The sequence below is a fragment of the Cyclobacterium salsum genome, assembly GCF_010119245.1.
In the GTDB taxonomy this organism is placed as follows: Bacteria; Bacteroidota; Bacteroidia; order Cytophagales; family Cyclobacteriaceae; genus Cyclobacterium; species Cyclobacterium salsum.
Window position 1 is genome coordinate 1 of sequence record NZ_WNKG01000009.1, and the last position, 25,575, is coordinate 25,575.

The 25,575-nt window shown below is 42.4% G+C and carries 16 protein-coding genes; 2 read left to right on the forward strand and 14 right to left on the reverse strand.

Annotated elements, in window-relative coordinates; all coding sequences use genetic code 11:
* The 8 genes from GJS45_RS16360 to GJS45_RS16395 all read right to left on the reverse strand — a co-directional run.
* Positions 1 to 325, reverse strand: a 325-nt coding sequence (locus GJS45_RS16360) for a c-type cytochrome domain-containing protein (RefSeq protein ID WP_317165110.1), incomplete at its 3' end; no start/stop codon positions are given.
* Between the two features lie 135 nt (positions 326 to 460).
* A complete protein-coding gene (locus tag GJS45_RS16365; protein ID WP_162342949.1) occupies positions 461 to 1,924 on the reverse strand; it encodes a vanadium-dependent haloperoxidase in 1,464 nt (487 codons plus the stop codon).
* Positions 1,911 to 4,022, reverse strand: coding sequence for a thioredoxin domain-containing protein (locus GJS45_RS16370; protein ID WP_162342950.1), 2,112 nt, complete (start codon positions 4,020 to 4,022; stop codon positions 1,911 to 1,913). Before GJS45_RS16370 ends, GJS45_RS16365 begins: the two co-directional genes overlap by 14 nt.
* Before the next feature lie 50 nt (positions 4,023 to 4,072).
* Positions 4,073 to 7,267: a VCBS repeat-containing protein gene (locus GJS45_RS16375; RefSeq protein WP_202928108.1), complete on the reverse strand. Its 3,195-nt coding sequence runs from the start codon at positions 7,265 to 7,267 to the stop codon at positions 4,073 to 4,075.
* A gap of 335 nt (positions 7,268 to 7,602) precedes the next feature.
* Positions 7,603 to 9,450, reverse strand: a complete 1,848-nt coding sequence (locus tag GJS45_RS16380; RefSeq protein ID WP_162342952.1) for a RagB/SusD family nutrient uptake outer membrane protein — start codon at positions 9,448 to 9,450, stop codon at positions 7,603 to 7,605.
* A 10-nt stretch (positions 9,451 to 9,460) separates the two neighbouring features.
* Entirely contained in the window at positions 9,461 to 12,811 is a 3,351-nt protein-coding gene (locus GJS45_RS16385) for a SusC/RagA family TonB-linked outer membrane protein (RefSeq protein ID WP_162342953.1), read from the reverse strand.
* 151 nt (positions 12,812 to 12,962) lie between these two features.
* Complete coding sequence (locus GJS45_RS16390; RefSeq protein ID WP_162342954.1) at positions 12,963 to 14,015, reverse strand: FecR family protein; 1,053 nt, start codon at positions 14,013 to 14,015, stop codon at positions 12,963 to 12,965.
* Between the two features lie 133 nt (positions 14,016 to 14,148).
* Entirely contained in the window at positions 14,149 to 14,748 is a 600-nt protein-coding gene (locus GJS45_RS16395; RefSeq protein ID WP_162342955.1) for an RNA polymerase sigma factor, read from the reverse strand.
* A gap of 337 nt (positions 14,749 to 15,085) precedes the next feature.
* Between GJS45_RS16395 and GJS45_RS16400 the strand changes: the two genes are divergently transcribed.
* Positions 15,086 to 16,108 (forward strand): LLM class flavin-dependent oxidoreductase, encoded by a 1,023-nt coding sequence (locus GJS45_RS16400; RefSeq protein ID WP_162342956.1) that lies wholly within the window; start codon positions 15,086 to 15,088, stop codon positions 16,106 to 16,108.
* A 16-nt stretch (positions 16,109 to 16,124) separates the two neighbouring features.
* Here GJS45_RS16400 and GJS45_RS16405 read toward each other — a convergent pair whose 3' ends face one another.
* The 4 genes from GJS45_RS16405 to GJS45_RS16420 form a co-directional block, all read right to left on the reverse strand.
* A complete protein-coding gene (locus GJS45_RS16405; protein WP_162342957.1) occupies positions 16,125 to 16,754 on the reverse strand; it encodes a hypothetical protein in 630 nt (209 codons plus the stop codon).
* Between the two features lie 102 nt (positions 16,755 to 16,856).
* The gene (locus tag GJS45_RS16410; protein WP_162342958.1) at positions 16,857 to 16,979 is read right to left on the reverse strand and encodes a FeoB-associated Cys-rich membrane protein; all 123 of its coding nucleotides are present in this window, start codon (positions 16,977 to 16,979) and stop codon (positions 16,857 to 16,859) included.
* A 2-nt stretch (positions 16,980 to 16,981) separates the two neighbouring features.
* The gene (gene feoB, locus GJS45_RS16415; protein WP_162342959.1) at positions 16,982 to 19,093 is read right to left on the reverse strand and encodes a ferrous iron transport protein B; all 2,112 of its coding nucleotides are present in this window, start codon (positions 19,091 to 19,093) and stop codon (positions 16,982 to 16,984) included.
* A gap of 3 nt (positions 19,094 to 19,096) precedes the next feature.
* Positions 19,097 to 19,318, reverse strand: coding sequence for a FeoA family protein (locus GJS45_RS16420; RefSeq protein WP_162342960.1), 222 nt, complete (start codon positions 19,316 to 19,318; stop codon positions 19,097 to 19,099).
* A gap of 284 nt (positions 19,319 to 19,602) precedes the next feature.
* On the opposite strand from GJS45_RS16420, the gene GJS45_RS16425 reads away from it, so the two are divergent.
* Positions 19,603 to 20,985 (forward strand): MBL fold metallo-hydrolase, encoded by a 1,383-nt coding sequence (locus GJS45_RS16425; protein WP_162342961.1) that lies wholly within the window; start codon positions 19,603 to 19,605, stop codon positions 20,983 to 20,985.
* A gap of 134 nt (positions 20,986 to 21,119) precedes the next feature.
* On the opposite strand, the gene GJS45_RS16430 is transcribed toward GJS45_RS16425, so the two are convergent.
* Entirely contained in the window at positions 21,120 to 21,560 is a 441-nt protein-coding gene (locus tag GJS45_RS16430) for a response regulator (RefSeq protein ID WP_235954816.1), read from the reverse strand.
* Between the two features lie 7 nt (positions 21,561 to 21,567).
* Positions 21,568 to 25,575 (reverse strand): CheR family methyltransferase, encoded by a 4,008-nt coding sequence (locus GJS45_RS16435; protein ID WP_162342962.1) that lies wholly within the window; start codon positions 25,573 to 25,575, stop codon positions 21,568 to 21,570.

The window sequence follows — 25,575 nt, forward strand, 5'->3', positions numbered from 1 at the left end:
CCGGAGGGGGCATCATTTCGGATTCGTCGCTGCTCTCCAGTCTTTTGATCACTTCGGACGCGTTGGGCTTGCCGGGTACAATGGCATGGGCTTCGGGGTTTTCCTTTAACGCCGCGTAAGCACTCTCGGCCAGGTCCAGTCGCAGTCCAGCTTCCCGCTTGTTTTCGTCCGGCCCATGGCAGGCATAACAATTGTCCGAAAGAAGCGGGCGAACATGGAAATTATAGCTGATCTGGTCTGAAGTATCAAGTAATTCCTGATTCCGTTCGCTCGTTTGACATCCAGATATAAGAACTATTAAAATTAAACTACTAATTATCCTCATTGATTGCAGAAATAAACTTTATTACTAAGAAGAGATAAATACGAGGTGAATCTCATCTTGCCCCGATGAAATCTATTCGGAAATTTCCCACAAAAATCACTTAAGTAATTCGTTTTCATCCTTAAACCAACCAAGCTAATCTCCTGTATGGGCTTTATAAAAAGTCCATACTTCATTGGCAACATTTCGACCGAGTTCAAGGCCTTCCAGATTATCAGACTGGATGTGATAGCCCCCCAAAACTCTGGAAATACCGGCCATTTCAGCAGTTTCAGTGAAGGTTGGAAAATTTAACACCACGGTATCTCCCAAAAAATCGGGTTCAGTCATGGCTCCGGCAATCAAGGTAACATTTTTTCCAAAATCATCGCTACCTGTCCACAACCTAAGTGCCTCTGCGCAGGCACCACTTACGGCACTGTGTCCTGACACATAACTTGGGAATGGCGGACATAGGAAAACTTCCGGAGAATAAGGACGCCATTTAGTACCCAACATCTTAGTCATACCTACTTTTTCACCACCCCAACCATGGATCATTTGGTCTCCAAAAATTTCATGGACCAATGCAAAGGGCCTGGCATAATCGTAAAACATCTTAGAATCCCAGGCAGCTATAAACGCATCCATCGCTACTACCTGATTATAAAAATACATTTTCACATCTTGATCCAAGGTATGATTGTCCCGTTTCGAAACATCCTGCGCAAACCTAAGCCAATGCCCTGCCTGCTGGACGGATTGGGGTCCATCCCGCATGTACTCGACCAATGCCTTTTGATAATCTGTCAGATTGGACTGAACTTCTACTACTTCCTGAATTTCTATCCTTAATTTTTCAGACCCTATTTCGGGAGGGGGAACAGGACGAAATTGGTCTGCTGATTTGAGCCCAATTGGTTTGACGCTATCCCAAAAAGGAGTCAAGCATTCAGGCGCAAACCTACCTCCCTTGCCATCAGAAAAATATTTGGGTTGCCACCTGCCAAGGTCTACATTTTCATCGGCTGAATTGGTGGGTTTGTATCCGGTATAATTAAAATAGGGTGTTTGCGAAGAACCAGGCTCCTCACCATAGTGATTAGAACCATCTCCCATCCGGGAAGCTATTACCTGGAACGCTGCCAAATTTCCGACTCCTTCGGGAGATTCAGGATCTTTGGAAACATTTGTGGGATCCAAACCCAAACTCAACATGAAATCTGTAAAAAGCAAGCTATCAGCAGGGTAATATTCCAAAAGTGTACGGTAAGCTGCATAACTAATAGCAACTTCCTTTTTTTTCAACGTTCTTTCCGCTAGGGTCTGCTTGGATACATTTTTCAAATAGACGGGTACTGCTTTGTTGTCATAAACAGACCAGGCGTCAAAGATAGAAACAAAAATCAAGGCCAGATAGCGGGAAGTTACTGTAGGCCGGGGGTTAAATCTCTCGGTATCATTTGCGGTAGCTTCCAAAGCAATGTGAGCCCATTTATAAGCTAGGTTATCTTCTCCTAAGGGGTTGTCACCTAAATTTGCTGAAGAGTTACTACCACAACCAGCAATTAATCCCAAATAAATAACTAGAAACAAGGAAAATAGCTTACTGCTCTTCATAGGAAGTATTGATTAAGTCAATGGCTTGCTCTGGTAAAGCAACCGGAAGTTTACAGGTATTATTTTTACAGACATAAATGAGGGTCTTATCCGAAACCAGCCTATTAGTAAATAACGGAAGATTACTTTCTTCTGCAGCGCCAACTATCAAGGTGTTGGGCAGGTGTATTTTGTTCAAACGCTGAATTAAGGCTTTCGAATTTTCTCCCACTACTGCTACCTCCATGTAGGGGTGAGAAATATGCATCAGCAATTCATTCCATTTCCCATAGGCCTGTCCATCAGAAAGGATATTTGGTACCATTGAAGCTACCATATTTTTGGACCTATCCAAAAAGGCTTTATCACCCAAAAGATGGCCGAGATGGAATAAGTTCAGTGCCATAGAAGCATTGGGAGAGGGTAAAACGCCGTCATGAGTAAGTACAAGCGGGGATATCATTTCCTCTTTCTGATTAAATCGGAACATACCTGTGGTCTCATCCGAAAATGTTCTAATCACATAGGAATTTAAGGCCACGGCAAGATCCAAGTGATCTTGATTCGTAGTCGCACCATATAACTTTATTAATGCCTCAATGAGAAACGCGTAATCTTCCAGAAATCCCGGTACATGATCTCCGCCTTCTTTATAGGAGTGAATTAGTTGGTTTCCCCGGAGGCTATTGGTTTGAAGAAAATCAAGAATTTCAAGTGATTTATTCAAATAGCTTTCATCTCCTAAGGCTGCATAAGCATCCAGGAAACCGATCATTAGCAGGGCATTCCAGGAAGTGATGACCTTATCGTCTTTTCTAGGAAACGTACGTTTTTGTCGCGCATTCAGCAGCAGTGAATTCCATTTCGTTCGCATAGTCGCAAGCTCCTTAAACGGTATTCCCTGATCCGATGCAAAGAAAGTATCTGATTTATTCCGGAAAAGAATCAGAGAACTATCGCCCAATACGCGTTGCGATGGAATTGAATAATAGGACGCAAACACATCATAATCATCAGTCAAGATAGATTTCAGTTCACGTTCTTCCCATACATAGTATTTTCCTTCAACTCCCTCTGAATCTGCATCCAATGCCGCATAGTATCCTCCGGCGGGGTGTTTCATTTCACGTTCCAAAAAATCACTGATCCCTACCACGATTTCCCGATAGTTTCCCTCCTTAAATACCTTATAAGCAGTAGAATACACACGAAGCATCTGCGCATTGTCGTAAAGCATTTTTTCAAAATGCGGCACCTTCCAATAAGTATCTGTGCTATATCTAAAAAATCCTCCCCCCACCTGATCATAAATTCCACCAAAAGCCATCTTGTCCAAGGTGTTTCGGACATGGTCCTTGTATTCCTTATTCTTCAGTAGCCTCGAATAATTCAACAGAAAAGAAAGGTTTGTGGGCATCATGAATTTTTCATCTCCCCTATCTCCGCCCCAATCCACATCCCAAGAATTTTTCCACTTAATTACACTTTCCTCCAAACTGGCTGCGTCGGTACCGTCAGAATTGGATACTGGAATTATTTTATTTGTTTCCTGAATACCCTTTGCCAGCATTTCTCCATATTCCGTTGCTTTTTGGGGTTCTTCCGTGTAAAATTTGTTTACATCAAGCAAAACCTGGGTCCACTGCTCACGCGTATGATACGTTCCTCCGTACAATGGATTTCCATTAGGCAATGTGATCACATTGAGCGGCCAGCCCCCGCTACCTGTGATTAATTGAAGAGCAGTCATGTATACGTTATCAATATCGGGTCGCTCCTCCCTGTCGACTTTAATATTAATAAAATGTGTATTCATTAGCTCAGCAACTTCCTCATTTTCGAAAGTTTCGGATTCCATTACGTGACACCAATGACAGGAAGAATATCCAATACTGACCAATATAAGCTTTCCTTCAGATTTAGCTTGCTCCAAGGCTTCATTACTCCATGGCACCCAATTAACCGGATTATTGGCATGTTGCAGCAAATAGGGGCTGGTTTCGTGGATCAATGCATTGGAGCCCGAACGGACAGTCTCTGCTCGCTTTCCTTTATTGCAAGCTGTCAAAGCAATAAATAAAGCGAAAAACAAATAATATAGAATGGTGTACTCCTTCATGTTTTGGGTGTTCAAGGCCTTTTTGGAAAGCAAGGATTTACCAGCAGAAGTTATGGATTAATCGGAGAAATAGCCGCAAAATTCAAGTTTTGCTTTCTTTCAATCCGGATAAGTTGAAGGAAGTCATTGTTTTTGGCAAATAAAACGCCCTCGTTACCATCGGCCAATTTCATCTTTTTGGCTGATTTTACTTCTCCCCGTATCATCAAACCGCTCTGATAGGGCATTTGGCTTTTGAAACCACCATTCCCGTCTCCTAGCAATACCCCTCCATAACTAGAATCATTTCTTGGCGTCTCTACTTCCGATCCATAAAGATTTCCAGCGTAAAGAATATCCAGGTATCCGTCTTCATTAATATCTAATGAAACAAAGGAATTTATGGATGATATTTGAGAGAAAAAAGGTAAGGGGGTAATCTTAAAAGTGCCATCTCCCAGGTTTTCCAGGTACTGATGTTCAAAACTTTTTACCTCAAAATGCAACGATTTCTCGAGATCTTCAGAAGTATAAATCTGCTCCAAACTGGCGGAAGCATAGGATTTATAATCTTTAAATTTTGCTTTAATGGCTGGAATCTGTTGGGAAGAGCATTCTCTCCCACGTACCGGAACCCTAACTCCCTGGTTCAAATAACTTAATACAAGATCATCCCTGCTATCATTATCATAATCATACACATATAGGCTAAAAGGAGACGCTTCACTTGCCTGGTATTTGTAATTTTTTCCAAGATTCCCGACGATAAAATCCATATCACCATCCTGATCAAAATCCGCCGCATGTAGACCAAACCACCAGCCGTTAGTATCCCCCAACCCCGAGGCTTCGGACCGGTTAATAAATTTACCACCTTTATTTTGTAGGTAGGTAATCCCCATCCATTCACCAACCAACATGAGGTCATCCAAATTATCTCCATCCACATCTACCCAATCTGCCTGGGTCACCATTCCCAAATTCAGTAAATCTGGAGCGACTTCTTCGGTGACATCTACAAATTTTACTTCATCCTTACTACTATTATTTTTTAAAATACGACTTTTTGGTGTATGTGGATAATTTCTGGGTGTTACTCTACCTCCCACGAAAAGGTCCAAATCACCATCCTGATCTATATCCGAAGCAACTACCACTGAGCCACTTTCTCTCAAAATCGGAAGTGCCGATTCTACCTTCTCAAATACCCCGTCACCCTTATTTAAATAAAATTTATCTTGATAAAACTCATCCCCTGCTCTTAGCTCATTTCCTCCACACACAACATAAAGATCGGGCAATCCGTCTCCATTCGCATCAAAAAACAACGCCCCGACATCTTCCTGAAACCTGTCCGCTTTCCACAATTCCGGGAGTATCTCGGTAAAGGTCCCATTCGGGTTTTGGGTATACATTTTCCCTGCATCACCACTGGATCCCCCTATGTAAAAATCATCCAATCCATCGTTATTTATATCGTCCACTGCGAGTGCAGGGCCATATTCCGAAATCTTGTGAGGGAGCAAAACCTGATAGTGAAAATCGTTAAACGTGTTTTCAGAATGTTTGTGATCCAATGATATGTCCGAAGTAATGTCCTTAAAAAAAGTAGGCGGCAGCTCTGCTTCAGCATCCAAGACTTCTACCGCATCGGATGCGTTAATCGTTATTTTCTGATTTACGGGCACATCATCCATACTACTTTGAAGGCCGTTGGGCCAAAGGACCTTTATTCGATTTACCGAGACCGCCTTCCCCACGCCAAAATGAATAGTAGGATCCACAGAGGATTGAAAACCCCTCGTCAAGGTGAGTTCCTGGTATTGCGTCATCGAATCCGTTTCCAGCCAAATTTTCGCGCCAAGCCCCAAAGGATTCGTAACATTCCCTTTTAGCTCAATTTGTAAAAAATTAGCAGTTGCCAATTTATTGGCTTCATTTTCATAAATGCTTGCCTGATCATCCAGGTTATTGATCACTAAATCTAAATCCCCATCGTTATCCAGGTCCGCGTAAGCTACACCGTTTGAAAACCCGTTAAAATTAATTCCCCAGTTTTCGGATACATCGGTAAAGGTTAGATCTCCCTTGTTTTGAAAGGCGAAATTCTTGATTTTTTCAGATGGTATTTTTTTGGTTAAATCAAGCGAATTCCCTTCTTCAAAATTTTGAACCTCATCACTCCTAAAATAATCACTGTTGTTAATATCCCTTCTTACTCCATTGGTAACATAAATATCCTTAAAACCGTCATTATCAAAATCAGCGAAAAGAGAAGCCCAGCTCCAGTCTGTTGAGGACACCCCGGCCATTTTACCTATGTCTCCAAACCGAGGCAGACCGTTGCCATCATTGCCCATGTGCAGTTGGAGTGTATTTATGGAATATTGATGATGCATGTCGTTTTTGACCATAGAATAAAACCGCTCCGGATCCATGCTATCCATATTTTCCTTTGCCCTGCGGTAGCTTTTTGGCATCATATCCACCTGATAGATATCCAGGTAACCGTCATTATTGAAATCCGCTGCATCCGTTCCCATTCCAAAATAGGAGGTATGATTGGTTAGGTCCAGATTAAAATCCGTGAATGTACCATCCTGATTATTGATATAGAAAAAATCAGGTGTACTAAAATCATTGGATACGTACAGATCTTGCCAACCATCCTGATTAAAGTCTCCCACAGACACGCCCAATGACAAGCCATATTTATCAAGTCCGGCTTCCCTTGTCTTATTTGTGAAGTTTCCATTTCCCTCATTTCTATAAAGCCGGTCGCTCCGGTGATAGGGTGCCGCATACTGGTAGGTCAGGTATTCTACCATACTGGTACGAGATGGCACAATCGGATAATTGATGACATACAGATCCTGTAGCCCATCCCCGTCGTAGTCAAAAAAAACAGCCTGCGTGCTATTCCCTTCATCGGCAAGACCGTAGGCTTCTCCCATTTCAGTAAATGAGGGGATATCCCCTTCCTTGGCATCGTTAATGAATAGGAGGTTTTTTGTTGTCTCCCATTTACCGGAAACGCTCACATAAATATCCAACCATCCATCCTGATTGGCATCACCCACGGTTACTCCGGTCATCCACCTATCGTCGCCGGCTACTCCGGCAAGCTCCGTTACGTCTTCAAATTTCAAATCACCTTTATTGAGGTATAGTTTATTAGGAACCATATTCCCTGTAAAATAGAGGTCTTGTAAACCGTCATTGTTAAAATCCCCTACAGCTACTCCCCCTCCCATGTAGATATACATGTAGTTAAAATAGTTTATTGAATCATTTTCGGTCAGCTCGTTCGAGAAGTCGATTCCTGTGGCATTTGAGTGGAGTTCATTGAATAATGTTCGTTCATCGGTAGAACTACCACATCCCCCTAGTAAACACAGTAAGGCAACTGGTAATAAATTCCTCGTTTTACGGACTATTTTATCCTCTGAGCACCTGGTAGACAAGCCGTTTTTCATTTAAAATAGCATTTTTTGAATAAGACCTTTTTCAACTATTTATGCAAAATTTCCACAGAGATAGAAAAGCCGGTATCCCTTTCATATCTCTGTGGAAAAAAGTCAGTTCTAATTAAACCAGACGATCAATCTCCGTATCCCGGGTTTTGCTGAATATTATTATTGCTACGTTGAATCTCTTCTCTTGGAATCGGAAAGCGATAGTAATAATCTCCAGGCCATGGGAAACGCGGGTCTGACTCAATAACCTCTCCATAGGTATAGTGCAGGGTACCCATTAAATCCCCTTCCTCTGCGGTGGACCAATCCATCGTAACACTGCTAAGTCCCCTTATTGGGTTCATATCGATATTTCCAGGGGCGGCTTTCCATCGTAACAGGTCCCAAAAACGCATGTCCTCCAAATGTAATTCGATGGCACGCTCGTTTCTGTAGTCCCGGATCAAATCATCGCCTGAGCTGGTAATATCGGGCATATTCACTGACGGTCTTTGCCGCACCCTATTTATATATTCTCTTGCCAAATCTTCATTACCCAATGCAATTTGAATTTCTGCGTAATTCAAGTAGAACTCAGCCAGACGCATGAATACGGTAGTTTGGCTGTAATCAAAATCGAAACTTGCTCTAGGTCCTTGAAAGTCCAACAATTTTTTAAACGTATAGCCTGTCTGGACTCTCCAGTGAAACGGTGTCAGTCCTTTCACCCAATACGTTTTTGAATCCCGTCCAAAATCAAAAAGGGTCTGATTATTTATCGGATCTATTTTATTTGGGTTTTCATAGGGCGGTTGGTTATCGGGATTGGGATTAGCATCCTCCCAATATTCATACAATCGCTGGGTACTTTTGGACCCATCGATGATATTTACTGGACCAGCCCCAGGATATAAAATATAGCTGTAATACCTTGGATCCCTGTTTACATTTGGATTTTGCTCATCGTAACCGGAAGAAGGGTTAACAGTCATTCCGTCCGGTAAATAAGGATATTCTCCATTTTCCATTTGAAACATATTAATAAAATGCTGGGTGGGCATCAAACGTTGTCTGGCATCAAAACCGCTTGGCCAATAATCGTAATTATAGCCCCAGTCAGGAATCCTTGATCCAGCCGTATAGGTCCTGCCAAAAATGGTTTCGTTCGTTTCCAGAGGCTGCAGAAACAATTCCTCGTGAGTTGGGTGCAAGGTAAAACCCGCATCGATTACGGCTTTTGTGGCCGTAGCGGCTGCCTGCCATCTACTCATGTCATTGGTTGGGTTATTAAGTGGACTGGCCATGTAAAGCAACATCCGGGCTTTTAAGCCCATTGCGGCTTCTTTACTTACTTTTCCGGCAGCGGGTGTTGCACCATCCAATAGATTAATTGCCAGTTCTGCTTCATCCAATACAAACTGAGCACATTCTTCGTAACTGTTTCTGGAAACATCAAAGGACTCGTCACTTAAGCTAAAGCTTTCAGTGATTAACGGCACCCCTCCAAAGGTTCTGACCAGTTCAAAATACATCCATGCTCGGAGGAAATGGACTTCACCCCTCATTCCATCTAATACCTCTTGATCGATGGTTGATCCTTCTATTTTTTCAAAGAAAATATTGGCTCTCCGTATGAAATCGTATTCCTCAGCCCATATATTCGTCAATTGGGTGATGTTATCCGGGGTGCTATTTCCTTCCAGATATTGCCGTATTCCAGCAGACCGGTTGTGTGTATCTGGGGCAGAAACGGCGATATCTGTCATTCCAATGTAGCCACCGCTTCCAGGGCTCCAGTGTGGCTTAATTCCATTATACATGTTGTACACGTAATTCTGAAGAAAGGTAGGATCCGTAAACACGTTTTCCTCAGATATCGCATCCAAAGGTGTAACCTCCAGGAGATCTTCGTTGCAGGAAAAGAATATAGACCCAATCAAAAGCAGGGAAAATAACGTTTTCATCAGGTTGCTTTTTTCAATTCTGTTTTTCATAACTTTTTTTTTAAAAAGAAAGATTAAGACCAAAACCCAATGTTCTCATATTCGGATACGTTCCACCTTTTCCGCTAAGGAACTCAGGATCCCCCGCACCAAATTCTGCCAGATTATTATAAATCATGAATAAATTTTCTCCTGACAAATAAATTCGTAAACCCGAAATACCGATTCTTTCCATGAGATCACCCGGTAAATTATATCCCAATTCAGCGGATTTAAACCGAACCCACCTTGAATTATGATACCAGAAATCATTGTTTTCTGCAGCAAACCCTACCGGGCGAATTCTTGGAAGAATGGCATCGACATTTTCCAGATCGTAGGTATTGTTGGCGACATAGGCAAGCCCATTTCCGTTGGCTCCCGTATCAAATCCATTATCAAGCCTGAACTTGCCCCCGTCTTGACCCTGAAGCAACATCGTCAGATCAAAGTTTTTAAAATCAAACCCAATGGTCATTCCAAATTGAGATCTCGGAAATGCGTTAATATTGTACCGATACCGGTCATTTCCGTCAATAACTCCATCATCGTTTAAATCATTAAAAATAAGGCTACCTAATGTGGCATTAGGGTAACTGACATAAGAATCCAAATCATCCTGCGTGCGATAAATGCCAATGGCATTATACACTAATTCAGAACCTATTGGCCTACCTTCCAGGTTTTGATAGGGTTCTGCCTGAGGTACTTCATCAAAAAAGATGATCTCATTGTCGTTAAAGGAGTAATTGGCATTTATCCGGTAATTAAGCAGACCGATATTCTCCCTGAATCCCAACTGAAACTCAATTCCGTGACTTTTCATCTCCCCGATATTCTCATCCGGTAAGATTAGTCCTGTATATCCAGGGATAGATGCTTGTCTCCTACCCAAAATATTGGTTGTATACGTTCTGTATACATCCATTTCGAAAGATAACCTGTCCTGCATAAAGCCAAGTTCCAGTCCGATATCCGTCGATTCGGATACTTCCCAGGTAATGTTTGGATTTGGTGTAGTCAATGCCGCTATCCCCCGCACGTCGTTTCCATTTACTACCCAACCGGCCCCATAACCAAAGCGACCAATATATTGGAAAGGGTCTACCCGGTCATTTCCTAATTTACCCCAAGATGCTCTCAGTTTCATATTGCTGAATAGATTGTCAGACATAAATGCCTCTTCACTAACCACCCATCCTGCTGATAAGCCGGGGAAAAAACCCCACCTCGTTTCTTTTGGAAATATAGGGGAGCCATCATACCTAAAATTAAATCCGAACAAGTATTTATTACTGAATTCGTAATTCAGTCGCCCGAAATAATTTTGCCGGGCATTTTGGCTGGCACCTCCACTATTGTTCCATTGACTCCTGTTTTCACTGCCTGCAAAAAGTTGGTCAATTTGCGGGGAGTCAAATCCAAGCCGTTGCGCCCAAAAGAAATTATCATCATAGGTCATTTGTTCGTACGCGACAAATCCACTTACCCTATGATCCGTATTGATAATTTTGTCATAGGCAATTTTTGAATTTAAGGTAATCATGGTGCTTTGAGAAAAATCTTCCCTTAGCCCAATGTCTTCCACCGTTCTGGATGTTCTTTTTACAATATCTCCTGTTGCGTTCCGCTCGTAATAGTCCCATACATAATCAAAGGATTTATTATAGTTGAACGTCTTGACAATAGAGGCAAAACCGTCTACAGATAAGCCCTCGACAAATGGAATCTGGTATTTATACCTAAAAGTACCATTGGCAACATCCCCGGTATTTCTTCTATACCCCGGACTCAATAGCCGGGCGGCGGGATTTAAATGAGACCAACCTTCGCCTGGATACCTGTAATCCCCCCCGATGTAGGCTTCCTGTAAAGGGCTGGTGGAAGCAAATGCCCCAATGGCACCCGACCCACCTTGAGGAGATTGGGTGAATTTTTGGCGAATCGATAAATCAATACCAACCTCCAAATCATCCGTGACCGTTACATCCAGGTTTGCACGAACGTTGTATTGTTTGAGTTTGGTGATATCATCTGCCCGCAGAATGCCGCCTTGATTCACCATGCCTACAGAGGTAAAGTACCGAATACGGTCCGAACCTCCCCGCATGGTTAATGACTGCCTGGAAATGGTGGCAGGTGGATCTACCAACGCATCCCACCAATCTTCCGCTCGTCTGTCTCCGTTCCGAAAAGATTCCACTAGATCATCCGGAAAAACCGGACCAGCACCCTCAAGTACTCTATTCCGATTGAGAACATCCATGTAGTCAAAAACACCGGCCGACTTTACTTTCATTGTCGGCGACTGAAACAGGTGGGAACTGGAAAAGTTGAACGATGGCTTCCCTGTTTGTCCACGTTTGGTGGTTACCAAAATAACTCCACCAGCAGATTGGGCACCATAAATGGCAGCTGAAGCATCTTTTAACACGGAAATAGACTCAATATCATTGGGATCCAGTCGATTCAAACCATCGGGGTCTGCATTGGCCACTCCATCGATGACAATTAGGGCTGAATTGTTTCTAGTAGTATTGAATCCTCTAACAAGAATCTGAGCATCGTCAAAACCGGGAACCGCACTTCGCTGGTTAACATAAAGACCTGCAAGCCTTCCGGATAGCGCATTGGATAAGGAAACAGCCGATGATTTCTTCACTTCCTCACCGGAAGTTTGGACTACTGCATTGGTAAGTTCAGATTTCTTTTGTGTGCCATAACCCAGAACGATAACCTCATCTAATGCCTGTGCACTTTGCTCCAGGGTGATGTCAATTGTAGTTTGATTTCCTACCTCTACGGTCTTTGATTCAAAACCGATAAAGGAAAAAACCAGCGATGAGCCCTCAGGAACTACAATGGAATACTTTCCATCCATATCCGTGGCTGTTCCTGAATTGGAACCGGGTACAAAGACAGTTACGCCTGGAATGGGATCCCCATTTGCATCTACCACTGTACCGGAAACCGTCACCTCCACAAGCACCGTATTTGCTATATTCCTTTTTTTGGAAAGTCTGACACTGATTTTATCGTCTACCTGCTTGAACGACAGCCGGTGGGAAGACGAAATTGCTAATAAAACAGTCTCCAGAGTTTGCTCCTTAACATGGATATTCACCAGCTCCGCATCTTCGAGCAGGTGTTTGTCATAGATAAATGAAAACTCCGTTAACTTATTTATTTCGGAAAATGTCTCTGATAGAGATGCATTTTCTAAATCTAAACTCAGGACTACTTTCTTAATATCCAGTGATCCCTGAGCATTCGAAGGCGCCGCATAAATCAATGGTAAAAAAAGCATCTGGAATAGGAATCCATAGAGGTAGTATTTTCCTATCATACATAGGGCATGTAATATTTTTTTCATAAATTTGCATGTTTTATTGTGACTAATCCGCAGTAAATCAAGAGGCGCAAATAGGAAGTGCCTGATAACCCTTCCTATTCGCCGGGCAAAGTCAATGAATCCTCATTGGCTTTGCTTATTTTGATTGATTTTTTTTCCCCATCCAGTTCATTTAGGGTGTAAAAACTAGCTTAACTTTTTTTTGGTCAATTTTATAATCGAATCCATACGCGTATCCGATAGATTCCAGTACATTACTCAAATAGGTGTCTTTAAATTTTCCTGAAATTTCCAACCCAGATTGGGGGCTATTTTCCAGCGCTATCTCTACTCCATACCAGCGCTCAAGGGTACGAATAAACTCCTCAACTGAAAGATTGTCAAAAAGCAAGATCCCAGATTTCCATAAAAATGCCTTTTTGGGGTTAAACTGGCCCTTTATTATTCTTTCAGTCCCTACCGAGATTGCTTCCTCACCTGGCTTCAAATAAATGGATTGGTTTTCCTTTGAATCGTTTACAACCTCCACTATGCCTGTTGCCAACTGTACATTGATTTGATCGGGGTTGTACGAATTGATATTAAATGAAGTTCCTAGCGCAGTGGTGGTAATATTTCCTGAAATTACCCGAAACGGCAACAAACTATCCGGAGCTACCTCAAAAAAAGATTCTCCTACTAAACGAATTTCGCGGTTCGTAACTCCGAAATCACTTTTATACCTGATTTCACTTTCAGCATTGATGATTACAGAACTACCGTCAGGCAAATGAATCTCGGATTTTTGCCCCTTGGGATTTGCCTTACTGATCCAATAAACTGGGTTTTCAACAATTTCCGGCTCTGTTGAGCGATTTTTCTGCACCACATCTACTGCAAGGAATGTAAGCAACGAAGCAAACAACACGAAGAAAACCTTCTGAGTCATATTCCAATAGTTGAAATGTACCTTTCTAACCCGAGATGGATAGACAGGCTCCTCGGCTTTTCTGATGTGTTGATGAATTTTAGAAAGCACCAGTAATTCCTCTTGTTTTTCCCATTCCTCCCCTGCCGCATTCAACTCCTCTATTATTAACCTCGCCTGATTGAGTGGCAGTCCCTTTATTTTATTGGAGGCCATTTCTGTCCAAAAATCGCTATTGGCAGCCGAATCCGAATGCAAAACCCATTCTACGAAAGACTTGTCTTCCAAAAAATCTTCTATGATGGTATAGGTTTTCATGAATTGGGTCAGTTATATTCTAAAGAGATAATTTTTTATGAAATCTCATCTCCAAATGAAATAAAAAATTGATTTTTTTTGCCGGAAAGATAAACCTTGTTACTTATCAGCCATCCTTCGATTCAAAATATTGTTAAAACAAAAAGAACAAGAATAAAACCAAAACTTTGGTCGAGAAATCAGAAGGTGCCAGAACCGCCTTTAAAGACTTAATGCCTTTAAATATTAAATTGTAAATAGAGGGTATCTGTACCCCCATCAACTCCGAAATCTCATCATAGGTCAGCCCCTGAAGATACCGAAGATAAATTGCCTCCTTCTGCCTGAGAGGTAGCGCATCAATAGCCCGGCTAAGTTTATGGGTAGAATCCAGACTAATCTGGTTTTCCTCTAGAATTTCCTGAAATGATACCTCCCAGGAAATTTTAAAATGATAATCTTCGATACTTTCGTAGTTACAAGCTGCGCTAACACGCTTAATAATATCCCTTCTGAATGCTGAGAATAGATAAAATTTTATGGACTTCTGAATGAAAAGCATATTTCTGGACTCCCATATATGGATAAAAACATCTTGGATAACATCTTTAATCAATTCTGTGTCCTGAGTGAAACGAAAACCGTATTTATACAAGTCTTTGGAATGGGAAAGGTAAATATGATCAAAGGCCTTTTGATCACCATTGGCCACCAATTGCCAAAGTTCAACGTCTTTTAGTGTGTGGAATTCCATTGGACATCAGATTATTTGGGTATATAAGGGAAGAACAGGTAAATATATATACCAAACATACGATAATTACGAAAAACAAACCAAATACAAATGAAAAGATTTTTACACTATGGAAATGCAATATCTTAATTTAATATTAAAGTAAATATAGTTATAAAACTATTTCAGTACTTCTTTAAATATTCCATTTTACGTTTGCCTTTTCTACCTAATGACGCTTTAAACATGTCCTTTAAAACATTCCAAGGTAAGATTGGTAAACAAACAGCGATTACCTTCATTAAAATCAACCAAACCACCTGGAACCAAAAAATTCCAGGGGGAGTTTAAACTACCTATGCAAACAGAAGTCCCATTTTCCATTCTTGACCTGGCCATTATCAAAAAAGATCAGGATGCGGGTGATGCCTACCGCAGAAGCCTGGATCTTGCTCAACATGCTGAAAATTGGGGGTATACACGGTTTTGGCTGGCAGAACACCATAATATGCCCCATGTGGGAAGTGCTGCTCCTACGGTACTGATGGGATACATTGCCCAAGGAACCGAGCGTATCCGTGTGGGCTCGGGAGGCATCATGCTACCCAACCACAGCCCGCTGATAGTTGCCGAGCAAATTGGCACCCTGGAAACCCTCTATCCCGGTAGAATTGACCTGGGATTAGGCAGGGCACCGGGCACTGACCAACGCACTGCTTCCGTTTTACGTAGGGGAAGAATGGAGTCTGTTCAGGAGTTTCCACAGGACCTGGAAGAGTTGCAGGGCTATTTTTCGGAGGACATCCTGGATGCTCCTGTGAGGGCGTTTCCGGCAGAAGGCTTAAACGTACCCATTTACCTGCTGGGATCCAGCATGGATAGTGCCTACCTGGCAGCAGCCCGGGGCTTACCATACGTGTTTGCCAGTCATTTTGCTCCCACCTATTTTCATCAAGCCAGCAGGTACTACCAAAACCATTTTCAAGCTTCAGCAACTTCCCGAAAGCCCTACCTGATTGCCTGCATCAATGTGGTGGTGGCCGAAACCGATGAAGAAGCCCAGTTCCTTGCCACTTCTTTCTACCAGATGGCCCTGGGGATAATTCGAGGTCGCTCCTACCCTTTACCAGCTCCTGTATCGGATATGAATGCTATTTGGGCACCGCATGAGGCTGCTGCCCTTCAAAACATGATGGCCTATACGTTCGTGGGGAGTTATGAAACTGTAAAGCAAGGCTTAGAAAAATTCCTGGCCGAAAATCACCTGAACGAACTGATGATCACCACCAATATTTACGATCATCAAAAAAGGCTGGCCTCTTTTGAGCTCACCGCAAAGGCCATTCAATCCATTTCTAGAAAAAACCAACCTGTCGGCTGAGACCATTCCTAAAAAATCAATTCAACCCTGTATTTTTTGACCACTTTGCCGGCATGGTCGTTCGGGAGGCAAATAAAAGTACTTGTATTATCAGGCCAATGACAATCAGGACTACGAGTTCAAATTGGGAAATAATGCTACCCATATGAAAAATGCGATCTGTTTTTGATTTTAATTTATCCGCCTCTGTTAACTGGATTTGGGAAAGGGAATGCAAGTCCATCAACGCAGATTTAATCATCACTTCCTCGCTTTCCAGATCACCCTGTTTGAGCCTTAAATCGATTTCCTCCGTCAGTCCGGTAAAATGCAAAAAATACCTGGCCTCCTCTTCCGTCAGTCGGGTTGCCTGGTACAGCTGATTCAGGGTATCTATTTCTGTTAAAAGCTGCGCGGCAATCCGTTGTTTTTGGGATAAGGAACTAGCCGGGTCGTTGATCGCTACTTGCAGGTTATGGAGTTTTTCCGAAAAATCCAGAATGTAGCTCTCCGCGACCAACCGGTCCCTATAAATCGCTTCAAATGCGGATTCTAACTCCTCTATTTGATTGCGTTGATTGATGTTGGTAATCATTACCAGGACAATTACGCCTAAAAGCAGCGAAGCGGCTGTAATTTTATGTTTAACACTGTAGGTCCATTTCATTGTATCGTTAGCTTTTTCGGATACCAACTACGGTATTTGACAAAATTTTAGCATCAAAGCTAATGGGAAAAACGATAAAAATGATATAAAAACAACAAAAAATTAACCGCATTTTTCACAACCACAACCGTTTTGGTTTTTAGCGGATTTTTTACGCCAAATGCGGATACCCCAATAAACCAATACCCCCGCAAATAAAATTGCAACAATGACTTCCTGTAACATGATTAAATAAATATTTGATAGGTGACCAACGCCCCCAAATAAGCCACAATAGTCATTCCAATCGTTTGAATCAGGGGCCATTTCCAACTTTTGGTTTCCCGATAAACTACCGCTACCGTGCTCATGCATTGCATGGCCAAGGCATAAAAAACCATCAACGAAAATCCGGTAGCCCGATTAAAAACCTTCTCCCCCGTATCCGCATGTACTTGTTTATCCAGCTTCTCTCTTATCGTAAGTTCGTCTTCGACATCCTCCCCCACACTGTAAATAGTGGCCACGGTAGCCACGAAGACCTCCCTGGCCGCAAAAGAGGTCAATAAAGCGATCCCTATCTTCCAATCATACCCTAAGGGCCGAATGGCTGGTTCGATCGCCTTTCCCAATATCCCTATATAGGAAGCTTCCAACTGTTTGGACGCAAATTCAGAAGCCAGTTCGTGTTTCTGATTGTCGGTGGCTGCTTCAAGTGCGCGTTCCTTTTCCACTTCCAATGCTTCCATCTGGCCTGAGGGACCATAACTGGCCAGCACCCATAAAACGATCGAGATGGCCAGAATTACTTTTCCAGCCTCCAGAACGAATACTTTGGATTTGTTGTACATGGTCAGCAACACGGTCTGCCAACGCGGTAGGCGGTAGATGGGCAGATCCGTCATAAGAAAACTTTTCTCCTTTGTCCGCAACACATATTTCAAGGCCAGGGCACCCAATAACGTAAATGCCGTACCTAATAAGTACATAAAAAGCAAGGCCAATGCCTGCAGGTTGATCCCCATCCAGGATTGGTCCGGAACGGTCAATCCAATCAAGATAATATATACCGGAAGTCGGGCCGAACAACTCATCCAGGGGGTCACCAAAATGGTAATCAACCGCTCTTTCGTGTTGCTGATGTTTCGGGTAGCCATAATCCCCGGAATGGCGCAGGCCATGCCCGAGATCAGGGGAACCACACTCTTTCCATGCAAGCCAAAAGGCCGCATCATACGGTCCATCAAATACACCACACGGGAAAAATAACCCGTATCCTCCAAAAATGCCAAAAAACCAAAAAGCAAGGCTATTTGAGGAATGAATATGACCACGCCACCAATACCTGTAATGATGCCCTCTGAAAGCAGGTCTGTCAGCACCCCTGGAGGGAATGTTTCCGAAACCCATCCACTAGCTGCCGCAAAGGCACCATCTATCAGGTCCATGGGCGTTTCTGCCCAGGCAAAAATAGCCTGAAATATGATCAGCATAATAGCCAAAAAGGTAAGGTAGCCCCAAACCGGATGCATAAAAACCGCATCCAGGGCGGCGTGAAATTTTTTAGGGATTCCCTTTCCCGAAGAGTCTGTACTGGAAAGCAATGCTTTAATCTGGCTCAAACGCTGTTCGGTCTCCCGGGCTTGCTGTTCCATGCCGTCAAAACCATGGGCTTTGGCCTGGTCTTTCAGCCATTTCTGCTGATCCAATGGCAGCAAGGGATCAAAATCAGCAAAAATCAATTGCTGGAAGGCCTGGTAGTCGGTTGCTAATTTAAATTCCCTTTTTACTTCATCCAGTAAGTCGGGGAATCCCATCTTATGAAAGGGCTTACCCACTTCAAAATTCTCCTTTTGAAAGAGATCCCGAACCGCTTCCATGCCCTGATTGTTTCTGGCATCTGTCATTACCAGCGGCACGCCGAGTTGCTGATACAAGGCAAATGTGTGTATGTTCACCCCGCGCTTTTCAGCCAGGTCTTTCATATTGATTACAAAAGCCAGGGGAATACCCAAATCAATTACCTGCGTACCCAGAAGTAAGCTTCTTTCCAGATTACAGGCATCCAATACCACCAGTGCCGCATCCGGCTTTTCTACTCCCAGCCCATTCAACACTTTGTGTGCAATGATCTCATCCTCAGATTTGGGATACAAACTATAGGTTCCTGGCAAATCGATCAGCTCAAAATGCTTTTCGCCCACATGAACCTGCCCCACCATTTTATCCACCGTCATGCCGGGGTAATTACCGATCTTCTGGTTTAACCCGGTTAATTGATTGAAAATACTGGATTTTCCGACATTGGGATTTCCTATGATGGCGATGCTTTTCAGGGCCTTCTTTTCGGCGACTTCCATGCGTTAGGCTTCTTTTATTTGTATCAGGTCTGCTTCTTCTATCCTCAGCGCAATGATGTTGCCATCTATCAAAAAAGCCATGGGACCGTTAAATGGTGCTTTTTTGAATAAGCTGATTTTTTTCCCGGGTAGAATGCCCATTTCCATCATTCTAACCAACAGGGGCGTGACAGAAAGGCTGTCAATTTCGTACGTTTGTCTGGGTTTTAGTTTGGCTGCAGTCATGAGGACATGTCTAATTTCCCAATCCCTCCATAGGATTTACAAGCGCAATTTTACTACATTTTTCCCGAAATAGTAAAAAATCAAGCCTTTATTTAGATTGAATAAATAAAATCACCATCCTTTCCGCTTTCCTGGAGCAATTTCCGACAAGTAATCCATTTTACGCTTAGGTAATAATTATCACATGCCAAGACACAAAGTATCCGTAACATTGTAAAAGAATTGGGTGATACAAAATGTTTTATCCAAATTGTGAAATAACGTAATAACAAAAATAAAAAAACATGTTTTTCGAACTCGTATATGATAAGAGTCTGGCTCAGGCCAGTTATGTAATAGGGTGTCAGGCAGCCGGAGTGGCGGCGGTTATTGATCCGAAAAGAGATGTGGACACCTACCTGGAAATTGCCAAAGCCAATAATTTGAAAATTACACATATTTTGGAAACGCACATTCACGCAGACTTTCTGTGTGGTTCCAGGGAGCTTGCCGAATTGACAGGTGCCGAAATGTACCTCTCTGATATGGGAGATAAAGATTGGAAATACGAATTCCCGCACAACAAGCTTAAACACGGAGATCATGTCAAATTGGGCAACCTGAATTTTGAAGTGCTGCATACCCCGGGTCATACCCCTGAAAGTATCAGTTTCCTTCTCACAGATAAACCTGCTACGCAGGAACCCGTCATGCTGTTTACCGGTGATTTCGTTTTTGTCGGGGATGTCGGAAGGCCTGATTTATTGGAACAAGCGGCTGGACTGAAAGGAACCCAGGAAATCGGAGCGGCACAGATGTTTGACTCCCTGCAGGAATTCAATAAACTTCAGGATTTCATTCAGGTATGGCCGGGGCACGGTGCCGGTTCGGCTTGCGGTAAATCCCTGGGTGCAGTGCCCTTATCCACCATCGGCTACGAAAAAATTCGCAACTGGGCATTGCAGATGTTGGATGACAAGGCGGCCTTTGGCAAGGAACTGCTGGCGGACCAGCCCGAACCACCGCGGTATTTTGCCATGATGAAAAAGCTCAACAAGGTAGACCGGAAACTGCTGACCGAGGTGCCAGAGGTAAAAAATCTTTCCCAAAAAGCCTTCGAACAGGCTAAAAAAGAGGAACTGAAGATCATCGATACCCGAACGCCGGAGGCATTTTCCAAAGGCTTTCTAAAAGGAGCACTGAATATCCCAAATACCAACACCTTCTCCACCTGGATGGGCTGGTACATGGACTACGAGGAATCCTTTGTTCTGATCGCCAGCGAAAACGAAGTGGAAGACCTGACACGCAAACTGATGCGCATCGGTTTGGACAATATCCTGGGATACATTACCCCTAGTCAATTGTCCGATTTTGAAGGCAAGGAACTTGAAAGGTACCAGGCCATCGATAAAAAAGAAGTCAAAGAGCAATTGGACAAAGGAACCGCACAGGTAATTGATGTGCGGGGAGCATCTGAATACAAAAAAGGTCATATTGAAGGGGCAGACAACCTCTTTGTCGGCAAACTGGATAAAAACCTGGACAAGGTCTCCAAAGACAAGCCGGTGATCGTCCATTGCCAGAGTGGCGGCCGGGCGGCCATTGCCTACTCCCTGCTGAGGGCCAATGGCTTCGAAAACGTATCGAACTATGCCGGTGGCTGGGAAGATTGGAGCAAAAAATAACGAAAGCATAAAAACGGGACAGCCTGAGACTGTCTCGTTTTTTATTTTTAGCACCTATACAAAGGTGGCTAATGGTTACAGCATTTGATATTTCAGAATCTTCCGGGAGCGCGATGTACTATTTCAGTCCTCAATTACTTAGGCAAAACAGAAAGCTGCAACCAAAACTCCTCGATTTTTTGAATAACTTTCAGGAAATCATCCATGTTCAAGGGCTTTTGAATATAACTATTACAGTGACTTTTGTATGCTCTTTCGATGTCATTCTCGTTTGAAGAGGTCGTAAGCATGATAACGGGAATTTTTCTGAGGCTCCTATCCCGTTTAATCTCTTCCAACACCTCATGCCCATTATAAATCGGAATATTGATGTCCAATAAAATCAAATCGGGCCTTTCCACATCTGTAAATGCTCCTTTTTTATTCAAAAAATCCAGTGCTTCCTGCCCGTTCCGTGCCACACTAACCTGAGTACCTAACTTGCATTCCTCAAAGGCATCAAGTGTAAGGAGAATATCACCTTCATTGTCCTCTATGAGTAAAATATGTGCTAACTTCAGTTTATTTTCGTTCATATTAGGATTATAAATTTTCCGCAATTGTAAAGGAGAAGGTGGAACCTTTGGCTTCTTCTGATGCTACCCAAATCGTTCCCTCATGTAACTCGACTATTTTCTTACAGACAGACAAACCAATTCCGTTACTTTCTTTATCCGGTTTCAACGATTTGAACATCTTAAAAATAGTTTCGGATTCTTCATGGGGAATCCCTACTCCGTTATCCGAAATTTCGAATAAAATCCCATTTGCAACCCTCTTATTTTTGAGATGAATTATCAGATCTTGTTCCCTTCTGTATTTAATCGCATTGCTGATCAAATTACTGACTAACCGTTTAAAGAGAATGGGGTATACAGGCGCTTCAGCTACCGCAAAATCGTAAATGACTTTTCCCTTTATTTTATCCAAATCGGATCGAAAAAGCTGAACTACTTCTCGGAATAGTTCCGGAATTTTCACCAGCTCCCATTTCTCATTGGATACACCAGTCCGTGAATACTCAAGTAAATTATTGATCATCTGATCCATTTCATTTGATGAAGAAACGATCACGTCAAAATATTTCTTCCTTTTCTCCTCTCCTAATGCATCCCCTTTTTTTCTGATGATGCCCAAAAGCCCTTTGATATTACGTATGGGTGCCTTCAAATCATGTGAGGCAATGTAGGCAAAATCTTCCAAGGATTTGTTTACCTCCTTTAACTTGCGAAACTGTTCTTTAACAATGGCATTCAATTTATGTATCTGATTGATTCGGTCTTGTTGGTCGGTAATATCATTCTGTATGGAGAAAAAGCCAATTAAATCTCCTTCTTTGTCTTTGAGCGGTTCTGCTTTTATATTGACGATATATTTATATCCTGACTTGCCATAATTGGTAATGTCTACATTAAAGGGCTTTCTCTCCTCTAAGGATCTAGACATCAATTGAATAAGCTCAGGGTCAGATTCGGAGCCCTGCAAAAAGCTTCCTGGCTTCTTACCTAAAATTTCATGTTCATGATATCCGCTCATTTTTTCAAAAGCGTCATTGGCAAAACTTATCGCTCCGGAAATATCCGTAATAAGCACTGCACTACTGGTTTGTTCGGCAATCAACGCGTTTTTCGTGAATTCAAACTCGTTTAATTTTCTTTGATGAATATCCCTGATGATCAACAAGAATTTTTGTTCCTCTGATTTCTTTTGCAAAATGGGTTTGATACTGGCCTCCAACCACCTGCTGTTGTCCTCAGGTCTTTTAAACTCAAATTCTATCAATCCGGGATCTTGATTCTTGTTTGCACTTGAAAACGCTTTCTGAAAGATGTTCCGATGGTTTTCATCAACTATTTGATCCAATAAATTGATGTGGTAGAGCTTTTCAAGCGAATATCCGGTGATTTTTGCTCCTGATGGGCTGCAGTATTCAATGGTTCCATCCGGAGAAACGATGCACACCATGTCACGTAGGTTGTTGGAAATCAACTTGAAAATTTCATCTTGGTTTTCATGCTTCAGCTCCAGGTCGGACAAGGCTTTTTCCGAGACCTCAATGGCCTTCTTAAGTTTATTGGCTTGGGTCAGGTCTACAAATACCAATGTAATTCCCCTCACTTCCTTTTTATGGGATTTGAAAGGTGCGATTTTTAGAAGGTATTCTTTACCCTTGATGTCCTCTATGGTAAATTCATAGGAAACCGATTCTGCCACCACCGATTCGATGTGTTCAAGGAAGTTATCTAATTGTATTTTTGCCCTGAACTGACTGATATTTCTACCGATATCATGGGGTACCAGGTCCAAAATCTTTTTAATCGCCGGGGTGAATTTGCGGATGTTCAGATTAGCATCTAAAAATAAAATGGCTAATTCGGTACTGCGAATTAGGTTGTTTAAATCATCATTGGACTGAGAAAGTTCCTGGTTTTTCTGTTCGTATTCCGCATTTACGGTATATAGCTCTTCATTGACCGATTCCAGCTCTTCATTAGAGCTTTGCAGTTCTTCATTGGTGGCTTGCAATTCCTCATTGCTTGATTCCAGTTCTTCAATGGTAGTTTGCAGTGTCTCCCGATTGATTCTAAGCTCCCTTTCAAGAATATGGATTTTTTCCTGGGAGACCGTATTGATCGTTACATTCTCTGAGGGTGATTTTTCGGTAAGCCTTATCGAGGAGGATTCAAAGGTGATAAACAGGTAATCCATGCCATCAAACAGTTCTTTTTTTCGAACCTTGATACTTAAAAAAAGATTGGAACCAAAGATAGCTTTCAATTCTTCGGGTATTTTAATATCCGCCAAGGTTACCAATTTACCGGTTTGCAAAACTTTATTGGCAACCACCTCCAACGGAACGGAAAGGGACTCGGGTAGCATCCTGAAAATATTGGAACTTATCTCACCCGAAGGCAAGGTCAAAAGCCGGTGGGCATTGCCGGAGCTATGAAGCAAGTTAAAATGCTCGTCTACAACCAACGAATCCGGAACATACTCTTGAATAAGCGAATGCTGAATTTCGTTTAAAAGACCTTTTTTATTTGCCTGTAAAATAGGTGGTTTGCTGTCAGCGTCGTTTGTTGGTAGGTGGTCGCTGCTGGCAGGATACCTTTTTTTAATTGAATGCAGTCGTTGGACAAACTTCTTGTTTTCCTTGTTAAGGAAAATATTGGACTGTTTATTCAACTCGGAAAATTCATCACGGGCAGTTCCCAAGGTCTCACTTGAACCTAAGAATAATACGCCATTTGATTTAAGCGAGTACTGGAATATGGTAAAAAGCTGCTGTTGAACTGAATCGGTAAGATAGATCAAGAGATTTCTGCAACTAATCAGGTCTATTTTATTAAACGGAGGATCCTGAATCACATTATGTACTGAAAACACGATCATTTCGCGAATCTCTTTGGCGATGGCATACCCGTTTTTTTGAGTTACAAAATAAGTATTTAGGTACTCAGCAGGGATTTCAGCACTGATGTTTTTGGAAAAAACCCGGTTTGCAGCCCTTTTAATGGCTTCTTTATCTAAATCGGTTGCAAAAATATTCACCTCATACTGTAACTTATTGGCCCTCAGGTAGTCTTTGATCAATAGGGCAATGGAGTACGCTTCTTCCCCGGATGAACAACCCGGAACCCATACCCGTATGGATTTCGAATCACTGTTTTCTTCCATCAATTTGGGAATCACCTGGGTTTTAAGTGCGTTGAAAGCATCCTCGTCTCTAAAAAAGCGCGTGACACCAATTAGCAATTCTTTGGCCAAAAGTTGCGCTTCATTCTGATTATCTTGCAGATAGTTGAAATACGCATCCATTTTGGTGTAATCCAGAATACTCATTCTCCTGCTGATTCTTCGGGATACGGTGGTGTACTTATACCCTGTAAAATCGACGTTAATCTGTTCTTCGATGCTTTTTAATATATCCGTGATGACGGAGTTTGCTTTTGACGAATTGCCATAATTTTGAGAAATGGTATCCCGATTTTCGAAAAACCGATCAATCTCCTCATGCATCATCTCTACCCGGCAGACCTTATCCACCACTCCGGTGTAGATGGCATTATTGGGCATTCCGTTAAATTTAGCCTGCTGTGGATCTTGCACCAATACCAACCCTCCTTTTTCTTTGACAAACTTTACTCCTTTGGAACCATCACTTCCCGTACCCGATAGGACAATGGCGCAGGCTTTTTCCTGCATGTTTTCTGCCTGGGAACTAAAGAAATCGCTTATGGGAAAGCTTAACGTCCGATCCTCCTTCTCGCTCAGAAAAAACTTCCCGGCCTTTATCTCAACAAATTTTTTGGGAGGGTTGAGGTAGATGTTCCCTCTTTCTATCGGCATTCCGTGCTCGATTTTTTTTATCGGAAGCTTGGTATGGCGGGAGAGCAACTCATCCATCAAACTTTTATGGTTGGGGGCAAGATGTTGAATAATCACATAAGCATATTTCGATTTTTTGTTCGTGTTTTCAAAGAAAAGCTCTAATGGCTCAAGCCCCCCGGCAGATGCTCCAAGGGCGATAACCGGAAAGTTAATGTTCAT